Genomic DNA, 14284 nt, shown 5'->3' with positions numbered 1-14284 from the left:
CTTTGTAAGTTTAGAATCATTTAAAAGCTCACTCTCAATGTAAAGTTTACAGAACGTGATGTTGGTGTAGAGAATGAATACAGTCCTTGTGATCCATTGGATGAACCAAATGAACTTACTTCAGGATCTGCACCGGTAAAATGCGGACTGTAGATCCATAAGTTTCTTCCGGATACTACAATCGCCGCTGTCTTCAAAGGCGTTTTACGCAACAGGTTCTGTGGCAGATCATATGAAAAACTTACACTTCTCAATTTTATATAAGTACCATTCTGTATTACCGCTTCAGTTATACCATTGATCCTTCTGTAATAATCCTGGCCGGAAACTGCAATGTCATTGGGTTTGCCGTCTGAAGTCTTAACTCCCTGAACTACACGCATGCCACGGTCTTCAGTAACTTTTGGTGTTCCATAGAAATAACCGTAGCCATCCACATTATTTTCAATATCCCCACCCTGCTTCATATCCATAAATACGCTTAAAGCAAAAGGACCATAACGGAACGTATTATTTAAGCCTGCAAGCCAGTCGGGCGTAATGTTGCCTATAATGCTATCTGTATCAGCTCTGAAAGGAAGGCCGCCGTCATCGATCAATAATTTTCCGTCAGCAGTGCGCGCATAACGTCCGCCGTACTTTACACCGTAAGGCTGACCAACTATCACTTGCGTAAAGCCGTTGCCCAGTTGTTTTGTATCTCCATAGATCGCAAGTACTTTGTTGTTGATCTTGGTAAAGTTGAACATAAGATCCCAGCTGAAATTCTTGCTTCTAACAGGTGTTGCATTTAATATCAGCTCAATACCTTTATTTTCAATGCTGGCAGTATTAACCGTTGTTCCATTATACCCGGTTGAAGGTGCAATGGCTACACCAGGAATAATTCCATCAACTGTTTTCTTGGAGAAATAAGACAACTCAAAGCCTAACCTGTTTTGCAGCAACTTAGCCTCAAGACCTATCTCAGCTTCATTCAATCGTTCGTTTTTCAACTGTGGATTGCCAAGAGTGGCACTCAGCAAAAAGCCTGAATTGCCCTGGTACGGAAAAGTAATATTGCCGAAATTGTTTACCATGAAAGGAGTTGAGAGCGAATATGCACCTACACCATCGTTACCAACTGTTGCGTAAGAAACACGCAACTTGGCCAGGTTAACAACTTTTCTCAATCCACCCGAAAATAATTCAGAAAATATAAAGCTACCGGCCGCAGATCCATATGGATAGAATGCATTATTCCTGGCTAAAACCGAACTACCGTCATAACGACCGGTCAATGACAAAGCAAGCAGATTATTGTAATCAATATTTGCCTGAGCATAAAAGCCTACTTTACGTGTTAAGTAGTGATTCTCTGTATAACTGATGCTTGCGGCGTTGCTGATGTTATCAAAACCATCAATACTCAAGCCCAAACCTTGCGCATACATTTTTTGCAGGTAGTTAGAGTATATGTTATTACCTGCTAACAAGTTCACGTTAAACCGCCCGAACGTCTTGTTGGCATTAATGATCAGGTCATGGTTGAACTGGCGGAAATTAAGGTTCTGTTCAATAATTCTTCCAGCCGGATTCGCAGCAGAACCAACGGCTTCTTTATACTTGTCCTGTTCGGTATACATATCTGTTCCCAAACGCTCTGTAATAGTGAGCCATTTGAGTGGCGTATAGTTAACAGTAAACACAGGAATAAAGCGGTTAACAAGAGATTTGTTATAAATATTATCCAGCGTCCAGTAAGGGTTGTTTCTTGAATAACGGTATACCCTTTGTGTTCCATCCGGATTTAAATATGGAAGGGGATTCCAGCTTACCGGGGCAGTATAGATCGTCCAGACGGGAGCTTCCAGTATATACCCCTCAGGCATCCTGTTATTATTCGTATTAGAATAGTTTAACTGGAAAGTTGCTGTAAGGTTCTTGTATATTTTTGTTGTGTACTTAGCAAAAGCTGAATTGCGGATAAGATCTGTATTGGGTACTGTACCTTTTTGATTGAGGTAAGCATATGAAAGAAAATAGCTTGAGTTTGCACCACCGCCATTCACGCTGAAAGTTGTATTGCTGGTAAGACCAGTTCTAAAGAACATGTCCATCTGATTATATTTCTTCACCGGAGCGCCATTTACTCTCAAAGTATCCATCAGCGCTCCCCAGGAGCTACTTGTTTTCCGATCTTCGCCATTGTAATAAACGCCATTCTCACCTTGTGAATACTTGCTTTGAACCTCAGGCACAAGCGGCTTTTCAAAAGAAAGGTCTGAGCTAAGAGAGAAGGTAGGCTTCTTATCCTGCGCGCCACCTTTTGTTGTAATCATCAACACACCACGGGCACCGGCAGAACCATACAAAGCTGTCGCTGCAGCGCCCTTCAGCACATTCACACTTTCGATGATGGAAGGATCAATATCATTAAGCCTGTTAGACCCCGGACCAGAATTGAGGTTTCCCGTCTCATCATTATTGATCGGAATGCCATCAACAATGATCAACGCCTGGTTATCCCCAAAGATAGAAGTAGTACCACGGATCACTATCCTTGCAGAGCTTCCCGGAGTTCCGGAAGAGCTTGTCACCTGCACGCCTGCAACCTTACCGGCAAGTGCATTAACAAGATTCGGCTCTTTGGCCTTAATGATATCATCACTTTTGACTTCCTGTGTGCTATATGTAAGATTCCGTTTCTCTCTTTTTACACCCAATGCAGTAACCACAACTTCTTCCAGTTGCTTTGAAGTTTTGGGCAACACGATCTCCAGATTTTGCTGGCCCGTTATATCTACTTCTTTATCAGCATAACCAAGCGCGGAAACAACCAGCGTTCCTTTTCCGGTTGACTGAATAGAAAAAGTTCCATCGTCTTTTGTAATAACGCCAGTGGACTTATTTTTAAATTTCACTGTGGCATTTGCCACGGGCGTTCCATTCTCCTCTGTGACACGGCCATGCAAACTGCTTGTTTGGGCTTTGGCCATTACAAATAAAAAACTCAGTAAACAGAGGAATGACATTTTGCGTGAGGCAGGTTTAAACACATACCGGTTGCCGTTGTTCCATAACAACAACCTTTCAATTTTTAGTTTAAGAACCTGCAACATGTTTAGTGTGCGCGGTTTCATAAGCAGATCTTCTCCCTGGTTTTTAGATTTCAATAAATAAATTTGATTCTTCAAAAAAGTGCAATAAAAGGTTACATGGTATTTGCCAGACTATACGTCCGTATCCCCATAGGCGCGATGAAGGCCAGTTAATTTTGTATGCCAAACTTATCCCTTGTTCAAAGAATAGCCTTTATCCCTTTTATCCTCTACTTTACATATATTAACCCATGTGTCGGTGAAACAAAGGCCGGCAAGTTAATAAATGAAAAAAACATTAAAAAACCGCTCATCAAATTGTTTTTTAAACTGTTTTTAATATTAATTGTATAAAATACATTTATTTATGAGTTGTGGAAAGGTTAGCCACAGAAGCACTGAAACACTGAATTTAACCACAGATGGGCACGGAGTTTTTTTCACAGAAAAGCACAGAGTTTTTTACAAAGATTTGATCGACTGATTTTATGCTGGTTAGGGAATCGAAACATCGATGAAGTCATTATTGTTGTTATTATTGACTTCACTATTAGCAAGAAAGGATTATATCTCATTATATAAAAAAAGCACTGTCAAAATTTTTCTCTGTACTTCTGTGCCTCTGTGGCCACCCGTGTTACTCCGTGAAAAAAGCTCCGTGCCCATCTGTGGTTAAAACCTCCGCTGTTCTTCCGGATTTCTTCTGTGCTTCTGTGCCTCTGTGGCTACCCGTGTTACTCCGTGAAAAAAAACTCCGTGCCCATCTGTGGTTAAAACCTCCGCTGTTCCTCTGGATTTCTTCTGTGCTTCTGTGCCTCTGTGCCTACCCGTGTTACTCGTGAAAAAAAACTCCGCGGCCATCTATGGTTAAAACCTCCGCTGTTCCTCTGGATTTCTTCTGTGCTTCTGAGCCTCTGTGGCAACCCCGTGTTACTCCGTGAAAAAAACTCTGTGGCCATCTGTGGTTAATCCCCTCCACCAATAAAAAAGCCTCCTGAAAAGGAGGCCTGCGCTTTTAATCTATATACAAACACATGAGACTTATTGAACACCTTTACGTGTATCCCACCACATTTGTTTGCCCCAGAAATTGTCTTTCACATCCGCACCAAAAGTTGCGTTGTTTCCGCCATTCAAGGTAGATTCTTCTACCGGGTAAGGATAGCGGAAAGGAGGACGTGTGTGACCAGGATAAGATGAACCTTTAGCTGCTGGCAACAACGGATAATCCGTTCTTCTTTCTTCAGCCCATGCTTCATGTCCGTCTTTAAATAAAGCAATCCATTTCTGCATGTAAATCTGTTTCACACTGCCAGTCCATTTAACACCTGTAGCATTCATGTAAGCGCTTATTTCATTCGCATCCGTAACACCATTTTCTGCCATTGAAGCCATCACACCGTTAGTGTATGCCTGTTCAGCGGTCAAACCATGTGTGTTCCATCCCCTTGTAGCTGCTTCAGCCAGGATAAACTGTACTTCTGAATAACGCATGAAAGGCGAAAAACCTGCAGCCACATCGCGATAGATCGTACCTATTCTTGAATACAATGAAATTGTAGGAGAGCTAACCGGTCCAATTTCAACGCCTCTGTATTCGCCATCTGCCGGAGCAGGATGTGCAAATGAGCTTAAACGAGGATCGGCATATTTTTTAAGTGTATCGATAAAAGGTGCGCTCGGACCGTGATCGTCTCTTCCTTGTGAATCGCTGTTCCATGGCTCGATATAAGGTTTTGAACCGGGCCAAATCAAAAATGCATTATCGTCGTTGCTTTCAAACACAGGGTATTTAGCTGCATCGCCCGTAACTTCTTCAATGATTGATTTGGAAAGATCTGAATTAACGCCTGAAAGTCTGATTGCCACGCGAAGGCGAAGTGAGTTACAGAATTTTCTCCATTTGGTTACATCACCTGCAAACAACAAGTCACCCTCACCCAGTTTATCATCAGAAGCCTGCGCAAAAAGATCTGCAGCTTTTTTCAGTTGATTTACTATTGCTGGATATATAGTTTCTTGTGTATCATATTTTGGTGTGATATAACCGGAATCTCCTTTAATCGCATCGCTAAACGGCATGTCTCTCCAGCGGTCAGTTCCTATCTGCATCATGTACGCCTGGATGGTTAATGCTGCGGCCTGCATATTAACAGCCTTATCTTTCTCTGCCTGGCCAATTACTAATTGCGCATTCTTCATGTCGCGGTAGATGGCGTTCCATAAGCTGGTTACTGTACCGGTTCTGAATTTATATCTTGCCTCATCCACATACTGGATCTTACCAAGGTGACCACCATAAGTTTCAGGCTCGTTCATGTCACCCCAGGCATCAAAATACGTAGCAGCAAAATCCTCCACTACATAAGCAAACACGTTTGTAGTTGGCGCCACTACAGGCTTATCGGGGTTTGTGTTGATCTGTGTAAAATCTTTTGTACAACCCTGCCCCACCGCTGCGGCAATACATGCCGCTATTATATAAGATGATTTTTGTTTCATTGTTTCTCTGTTTAATTAACTCATTTACTAATTACAGATTGATATTCAGTTTAACACCGATACTTCTGTTGGAAGGAATCTGGTATTGCTCAGCACCAAGACCATCATTACCTACACCAAATCCGGTCTCAGGATCAATGTGCGCCAGATTGCTTTTTGAGGTATACAACAACGCAACGTTGTGAGCGAACAATGAAATGCCTGCACCTTTTAACCAACCCAATTTGCTGGTAACTTTTGCAGGAAGTGTGTAACCAAATTCAATTTGTCTAAGCTTAATATAACTAGCGTCAATAATTGCTTTTTCGCTACCATCCCATAAGCTCTGGAAGAAATCTCTTGCATTAACACGGGCAGTATTTGTTTTACCGTCAGCAGTTACAAATTTCTCATCTGTAAACACGTTCTGACCAGCAACAACACCATTCTCACGTATACCACCATCAACAGTTGGTTGCAATACACCAGACTGCAGACCGAACCATTGCGTAACGCTGAAGATGTCACCACCCATGCGTGCATCCACTAAAAAGCTGAAGCGGAAATTCTTATAAGTAAATGTATTGCTAACACCGCCAATCCAATCCGGTGTAATGTTTCCAACAGGTTTTGGTGTAGCATCATATTTAGGCATACCGTTATCGTTCACCACGATGGCGCCATTCGCATCACGCACGAAAGTTCCGCCTCTTATCACACCATAAGCCTGACCAGGGATGGCATCGATTGTTCTGCTCCAGATAGAAGTAATTGCGTAAGACGCAATTTTTTGTCCTGTAACGGGATCTTCATACAATTTGGTAACCTTGTTGGAGTTCTTAGCCCAGTTGATGTTCATATCCCAGTTAAGCCCCTTTGCAGAACGCAACAAACCAAGATTCAACTGTAACTCAACACCTTTATTTTGAATTTCACCGGCATTGATCTGTGATTTTACGAAGCCAGATGCACCTGATACATCAACAGTCATGATCTGGTTCTTTGTTACTTTCTCGTAATAAGTCGCATCCAATCCTAATCTGCCATTCAGGAACTGTAACTCCAAACCAACTTCGCTACTTGTTGCTTTTTCAGGCATCAGGTTCAGTGGAGGCAAAGTACTTGAGATACTATACAGCGTAACACCATTGTAACCAGAAGCATTAGCGCCGTACGTACCATAAGTAGAGTAAGGATTGGGGCCACCCTTACCCACACCCGCAACACTGGTTCTTAATTTACCATAGCTTAATATTGACGGGTTTATATTTAACACATTCGTGAATACCCAGCTTAAACTTGCAGAAGGATAGAAGTAAGACCAGTTACCTTCAGGCAATGTAGAACTCCAGTCATTTCTCGCTGTAAGATCAAGGTATAACCATGATTTATAACCCAACGATGCTTGTCCGAACACACTGTTAGAGCGCCAGCGGCTTGTTGCCATACCGGTAACAGGCGAACCTTTTGCATTGCTGATCGTAAATACGTTTGGTACAGTTAACTGATCAGCACCCAGCTGGCTATATACTTGCTTATAGCTTTGATAGTTTGCACCGGCAGTATAGTTAAGAGAGATGTCTTTTGTGATGTTACCACTACCAGAGAAAATAAGGTCGGCGTTTAATGTGTTCAGGTTATACTGATTTTGTCTGAAGCTACCACCGCCCCATGTTCTTTCAGATTTACTGATAGAAGTAGAATTGGTTTTATTTACACTGATCTCCTTACGAACCTCAGTTGACCAGTCATCACCCACACGAACCATTGTATTAAACCATTTGCTAAACTGGTAAGTAAGATTTACGTTACCGTACATCCTGTCTTTGTAACGTGAATGTGTATTGTTGTATACGTTAAAGAAAGGATTATCGTGGAAGTTGCTGTTCCAGTTGTATGGGAAACCTCCGTTAAACTCTTTCTGCCAGTTGGCTTTCAGGTCTTTCATATCAACCTGGCGACCAAACCAGCCCATGATTGACTGCATGGGGTTGTTACCGTTATAACCCTGACCAACAAGGTTGTTGTTCTCGGTTCTAACATAGTTCACGTTTGTGTTTATTTTAAACCTATTGGTGAAGTTCTGTGTAGTATTCAGCTGAATGGTGTACCTGTTCTGATCTGTATTAGGAATGGCACCTTGTTGTCTCTGGTTGCTCAACGCAAGACGCGTATTGCCCTTATCAGAACTGGTTGACAATGCAACTGAGTTATCCATTGTAAAACCTGTTGTAAAGAAATCGCGGATGTTGTTTGGATGAGAGACCCACGGAGTAGCGATCCTGTTTCCATTTGCATCCAACGGACTGTTGTATTGCGGAATAAGCAAACCCGCATCCAGTCTTGGTCCCCAGCTTTCGTCAACACCATCGTTAGTTCCATTTCCTAAACCATCCAAATAAGAAAAGCCAACACCCTGTGCCCAGTCCTGATAACTTTTTGGATCGAGGCTGGTATTGGCACCAATATCAGAAAGGCTTAATTCCCCTGCCTGGTATTGTTTCCACATATATTCTTCACCGTAAGTTCCCTGACCATACTGGTTCTGGAATTTTGGTAAGATATAAGGATTCTCAATTGAGAACCCACCGGAATAACTCAGCGACATCTTCTTACCTGCACCTTTGCCATCTTTTGTTGTGATCAATACCACACCGTTACCGGCTTGTTGTCCGTACAACGCTGCAGCATTCGCACCTTTCAGCACGGAGATCGAAGCAATGTTGTTAGGATCAACTTCAGCGATAGCGTTGCCATAATCCACAGCACCACCTGAACCAAGGTTAGTGGCGAAGTTGCTCACCGGCACACCATCAATAACAAACAATGGTTGGTTGTTTCCACCCAATGAACTATTACCACGTAATACGATCCTGGAGCTTGAACCGACAGCACCACTGGCGCCTGTGATCTGCACACCAGCCACTTTACCTGATAGTGAATTCAGTACGTTTTGCTCGTTGCTTTGCGTAAGCTGTTCGCCTTTTACTTCCTGAATGGCATAACCCAGCGATTTCTTTTGTCTGCTGATACCCAGGGCTGTAACAACAACCTCATCCAGTACTTTGGTGGCTTTGGTTAAAACAATATCAACTGTCTCTTTTCCGCCAACTTCAACCTGCTGTTCAGCAAAGCCAAGTGCAGAAACAATTAATGTACCATTTGATGCCACGTGAATTGTGAATGTGCCATCTTCTTTTGACACAGTGCCGGCAGTTTTATTCTTTACCTGGATACCGGCATTGCCCACGGGTGTTCCATTGTTGTCAACAATCTTACCCTTCACATTGAGTGTTTGCGCTTGTACATATACGCTCATGCATAAGCATAAGAATATAAGTAAAGGCACGGAGGTCATTTTTCTCATAAGCGGAATTTCTCTTTTATGTTTGATAAATAGGCGACTAGTCAGTTATGGCACGCAAATTCAAACTGTAAAGCTGTGACTATACAAGATTAAAGATGATAGCAATGAAGATTTGGCAATTCGTTTAATAATTACACTAAACGCCAATTGTTACGCTGACGTTTAATTTTATAAATCAAACTTAGAAGTAAAAATTAAAATAAATTTAATCCGTGTTACCATATAATTTACCAATATTAACATACAAACTGCATGCAATAAATATCGCAGAGCAATTAATGACTAATTTTAATTGACAATTGATAATGAATTAGCAAATGAGGAAATGTGCGAATGTGCAAATTGTGGAACAACAGAGTATGTGATGATATATAGCAATGATAAAAAGAATACGGACAATAATAGTTAACAGCTCTCTGTGCAACTATGTCTTCTCGGTGTTCTCTGTGTAACTGTATTTTATTACTCCACTGAGAAAAAGTAGCCGACAATTAGGGCTCCACAAAGATTAAACGCATTTTCAACTATCAACTTTCAACTATCAATTAATCCACGCGTTGAATGTATTCACGGATGTATTCTCTTGGAGATTTGCCCACTACTTTTTTAAACACACGGTTAAAAGTTACAGCATTGCTGAAGCCTGTATCATAAGCCACTGAGGCAATGTTTTCGAAATTACCGCCAAGCATTATTTTACAGGCTTCATTTATTCTTATTTCATTCAAAAAGGTAACATAGGTTTTGCGCGTGTGCTTTTTAAAATAGCGGCAAAATGCATGAGGTGTAAGATGCGCGATGGAAGCTATCTTTTTCAATGAAATATTATCAGTGTAGTTATCCATCGTGTATTGGTAGATATCGTTCATGCGCAATCCCTCTGTATCAGTGATCAGATTTTCGCTTGAAGCGTTCGCCAGGGGTGCCAGGTTCTTAACGCCGGACAATTCCTGCAACATCTCAATAAAAGCGGCTACCCGTAAGGCGCCTTTATTGTTCTTGACTTTTGTGATATGATCACTTATTAAGCCGCAATCAACAGCAGGTATTTTAAAACCCGATGCGGTTGAGGAAACAAACTTGCGGATATTCTTCATCTCCGGCAGGTCCAGCAATTGCATTAATAGCCCGTCGGGGTTGAAAAAGATGGTGATGTTGTGAATTTCCTTTTTTCGTCTCTTATCGAAATAAGCAGGATCGCTTTTAAATATATGCGGTTGGTTAGCGCCAAGTATATATATGTCACCGCTCTTAAACTGCTTCATGTAGTTACCCGCAATCAGCGTCCCTTCGCCTTTCAGCACCCAGGTTACCTGGGTTTCATAATGCCGGTGGAGGTGATCGTAAAAGTGAGGCAGAATGTCTTCCTGCACTACTATAGAGTTTTCTTTTGCAACAGGTATGGTAAACTGTAGAACTTTCATCGGTTATATTTTCTCATTGGGAAACCCTTACATAACAATGGCCGATCATACATTACAAAATGTTCATCAACCGCTTGTGCTATGCACCTTTAAATCAACAGATCACAGGCTATTTTTTAACTGAAATTGCAAGATAGAACTAAAATTATAAAATATTCTAGCTAATATTGGTAAATTATTCATTAACTCACGTAATGGCTTTTTTTACGCACAAAAATATCTTTGGATAAAATAAGAGTCTCATGAAAATACAATGGAAAGGAGTTTTTCCTGCAGTTACAACCAAATTTACAGCACAGGGCGACCTTGATATGGATGCCAGCCAGAAGAACATTGCTTTACAGGTAGAAGCAGGTGTAAATGGTATTGTTCTTGGAGGCACATTGGGAGAAGCCAGTGTACTAACTGAATCCGAAAGAGAGGCATTGGTTAAAACCACTGTATCTTCTTTAAATGGTAAAGTACCCGTATTAATTAATATCGCAGAAGGTTCCACCCGTGAAGCCGTAAAACAGGCTACACTTGCTGCAGAGTGGGGCGCACAGGGCTTAATGTTGTTGCCTCCTATGCGTTATAAAACTGACCATCGTGAAACTGTTGAATATTACAAGGCAGTTTCCAGCGCAACAGATCTTCCTCTGATGGTTTACAACAATCCCGTTGATTATAAAACTGAGATCACTTTACAAATGTTTGAAGAACTGGCTGAATGCCCAACTATTCAGGCGGTGAAAGAATCAACCAGAGATGTAACCAACGTTACCAGGATGATCAACAAATTCGGCGACCGTTATTCCATCCTTTGCGGCGTTGATACTATTGCCATGGAAGAAATGCTACTTGGAGCCAACGGATGGGTTGCCGGTTTGGTTTGCGCCTTCCCTCACGAAACAGTTGCCATCTACAAACTGGTTAAAGCAGGCAGAATTGCAGAAGCAACTGCCATCTACCGCTGGTTTATGCCATTACTTGAGCTGGACATCCACCCCAAGCTCGTACAATACATTAAACTAACCGAAGCTTGTGCAGGCGTAGGTACTGAACACGTAAGAGCTCCGCGTTTAACATTGGTTGGTGAAGAAAGAGAAAGAATACTGAATATTGTAAACACTGCGCTGGCTAACAGACCCGTATTGCCAGATTACAAATCAATACAATTGAATCATGCAGAAGTGAAAGACGCTATTCTTTAATCTATATATATGACAAACACATTGATCCAGGAAACAGCTATTGACGTTAACGTTGTAATGCAACAATCGCAACATGCGTTTGATAGTTATAAAAAAATATCCGCGGCCGACCGCGCGGCGTTCCTTGAGAAGATTGCAGAGGAAATAGAAGCAAAAAGAGCTGTTCTTGTTTCTACCGCCAATGCAGAAACAAATCTTCCCGAAGCAAGACTTAACGGAGAAATATCCCGTACAACCAATCAACTGAAATTATTCGCTTCTTTAATCAAAGAAGGCAGTTGGGTGGAAGCAGCGATCGATACAGCGGATGCTACAAGAACTCCTGCAAGACCTGATATACGTAAGGTTTTTGTACCACTGGGACCAGTTGTGGTTTTTGGCGCAAGTAACTTTCCTTTCGCGTTCTCTACCGCAGGTGGCGACACAGCGAGCGCACTGGCAGCAGGATGTAGCGTGGTCATAAAAGCACACAACGCTCACGTAAAAACATCTGAACTTGTATTTGAGGCTATGCAAATAGCTATAGAGGCTTGTAAAATGCCTCAGCACCTTATTCAGCATGCAACAGGCAAGGGCAACGTTGTAGGAAAAGCTTTGGTTCAACATCCTAACACAACTGCAGTTAGTTTTACCGGTTCTTTCAGCGGTGGTCGCGCTCTGTGTGATTACTCAAATGAAAGACAAGCCCCGATTCCCGTTTTTGCGGAAATGAGCAGCATTAACCCGGTTGTATTCTTCCCGGATACTTTGCAAAAGAATGCTGCCGCATTGGCGCAAACATATGCAGGTTCTATCACAGTTGGAATGGGACAGTTCTGTACCAATCCCGGTTTATTGCTTGCAGTAAAGAGTGAGGCACTGGATAATTTCCTTCAAATTCTGGGAGAAGAAATTACAAAAGTTGCTCCACAGAAAATGTTACATAGCGGAATTTATCACTCTTACAATTCCGGTCTTGATGAAATGTTGTTGCAGAAAGGTATTCAGGTAGTTGCACGTGTTGAAAAAGAGGTGCAGGATATAGAAGCGCAACCTACTGTTGCCAAAGTAAGCGGTCAGACTTTCCTTGCAAATCCGCATTTTAAAGAAGAAGTGTTTGGTCCGTTCTCGCTGGCTATCGTTTGTGAAGACGCGAAAGAACTGAAAGCTGTTTTGAGTTCTCTAAAAGGCCAGTTAACAACAACGATGATGGCAACGGAGGAAGACTTGACGCAGCACCAGGATATTTTTGAACTGCAGCAAACGCTTGCAGGCAGAATTATTCTGAACAACGTACCAACCGGTGTGGAAGTATGTGCAGCAATGGTTCATGGTGGACCTTTCCCCGCAACAACTGATGCACGCTTTACTTCAGTAGGTACCTCTTCTATCAAAAGATGGGTCAGACCATTATGTTTTCAGAATTTTCCTGACAGCATGTTGCCCGAAGCTTTGAAGAATGACAATCCGCTGAATATACTGCGTATAGTAAACAATGAATGGACAAGAGAAAAAATAAGTAAAAAGTAAAAAAGGCAAAATTCAAAAGTAAAAAGTAAAAAAGCTGTTGCTTTCACTAGCTTCTTACGTTTTCTGTTAGCTCGTAGAACACGAACTTGAACGCAATCGTTAATTCAGTGCGGGCTAATTTTTGAATTTTGACTTTTGAATTTTGACTTCATAAAACTACCGGATGAAAAAAACTTTCTTCTGTGTTGATGCTCACACCTGCGGTAATCCTGTAAGGCTTGTCGCAGGCGGCGGCCCTGTACTGGAGGGTGCAGACATGAGCGAAAAGCGTCAACACTTTTTACGGGAATATGATTGGATCAGGAAGGGCCTTATGTTTGAGCCCCGTGGTCATGATATGATGAGCGGAAGCATTTTATATCCCCCACATAACAAGGCAAATGATGTCGCCGTCCTTTTTATTGAAACCAGCGGATGTTTACCCATGTGCGGCCATGGCACCATCGGTACTATTACCATTGCCATTGAAGAAGGACTGATTGTTCCCAAAACACCCGGCATTGTCCGCATGGAAGCACCTGCGGGCCTGGTGCTGATTGAATACAAACAGGAAGGCAAAAAAGTTACTTCAGTAAAACTCACGAACGTACCGGCTTACCTGGCGGCAGAAAATCTAACAATTGACTGTCCTGAACTGGGAGAACTTACGTTTGATGTTTCTTACGGCGGCAACTTTTATGCAATAGTGGATGTACAGGAAAACTTTAAAGGTCTTGAACATTATCCTGCAGACAAGCTGATTGCGTGGGCAAGGGAAATCCGCAAACGCATCAATGAAAAATACGAGTTTGTTCATCCGGATAATCCAACGATCAATGGCTGCTCTCATGTGTTGTGGACCGGCGCTGTTTTAGATCCTACATCTACTGCGCGCAATGCTGTGTTTTACGGAGATAAGGCCATCGACAGGTCTCCTTGCGGAACAGGCACTTCAGCGCGCATGGCGCAATGGTATGCCAAAGGCAGGTTGAAGAAGGGTGATGAATTTGTACATGAAAGCATTATTGGTTCCAAGTTTACAGGAAGAATAGAAGAAGAAACAACAGTTGCCGGGAAACCGGCGATAAGGCCAAGCATCGAAGGCTGGGCGAGGGTGTATGGTTACAATACGATTACGATTGACCCGGAAGATGATCCGTATGCATATGGATTTCAGGTACTCTGATTGGGATTTTTTGTCTAGACCGGGATTGGAGGGATTAATGGATTAACAGGATAGAATTTTATGGA

7 protein-coding genes are annotated in these 14284 nt (G+C 42.2%); 3 read left to right on the top strand and 4 right to left on the bottom strand.

Annotation, left to right across the window (positions count from 1 at the left end):
- Positions 1-20: 20 nt before the first annotated feature.
- From QTN47_RS21830 to QTN47_RS21815, 4 genes are all read right to left on the bottom strand, one after another.
- On the bottom strand, positions 21-3155 hold the full coding sequence (locus QTN47_RS21830) for a SusC/RagA family TonB-linked outer membrane protein (RefSeq protein ID WP_369331556.1): 3135 nt from the start codon (positions 3153-3155) through the stop codon (positions 21-23).
- A 966-nt stretch (positions 3156-4121) separates the two neighbouring features.
- Positions 4122-5582 (bottom strand): SusD/RagB family nutrient-binding outer membrane lipoprotein, encoded by a 1461-nt coding sequence (locus QTN47_RS21825; RefSeq protein ID WP_369331555.1) that lies wholly within the window; start codon positions 5580-5582, stop codon positions 4122-4124.
- A gap of 31 nt (positions 5583-5613) precedes the next feature.
- Positions 5614-8880, bottom strand: a complete 3267-nt coding sequence (locus QTN47_RS21820; protein WP_369331554.1) for a SusC/RagA family TonB-linked outer membrane protein — start codon at positions 8878-8880, stop codon at positions 5614-5616.
- Between the two features lie 593 nt (positions 8881-9473).
- On the bottom strand, positions 9474-10352 hold the full coding sequence (locus QTN47_RS21815; RefSeq protein ID WP_369331553.1) for an AraC family transcriptional regulator: 879 nt from the start codon (positions 10350-10352) through the stop codon (positions 9474-9476).
- A gap of 242 nt (positions 10353-10594) precedes the next feature.
- On the opposite strand from QTN47_RS21815, the gene QTN47_RS21810 reads away from it, so the two are divergent.
- The 3 genes from QTN47_RS21810 to QTN47_RS21800 all read left to right on the top strand — a co-directional run bounded on the left by QTN47_RS21810 (position 10595) and on the right by QTN47_RS21800 (position 14219).
- Positions 10595-11545, top strand: a complete 951-nt coding sequence (locus tag QTN47_RS21810; protein WP_369331552.1) for a dihydrodipicolinate synthase family protein — start codon at positions 10595-10597, stop codon at positions 11543-11545.
- 9 nt (positions 11546-11554) lie between these two features.
- Positions 11555-13054, top strand: a complete 1500-nt coding sequence (locus QTN47_RS21805) for an aldehyde dehydrogenase (NADP(+)) (RefSeq protein WP_369331551.1) — start codon at positions 11555-11557, stop codon at positions 13052-13054.
- 163 nt (positions 13055-13217) lie between these two features.
- Positions 13218-14219, top strand: coding sequence for a 4-hydroxyproline epimerase (locus QTN47_RS21800; protein ID WP_369331550.1), 1002 nt, complete (start codon positions 13218-13220; stop codon positions 14217-14219).
- Positions 14220-14284: the final 65 nt, after the last annotated feature.

The organism is Danxiaibacter flavus (assembly GCF_041060425.1).
Lineage (GTDB): Bacteria > Bacteroidota > Bacteroidia > Chitinophagales > Chitinophagaceae > Danxiaibacter > Danxiaibacter flavus.
Note: the sequence above shows the minus strand (reverse complement) of the source record. Positions and strands in the feature narration are given on the sequence as shown.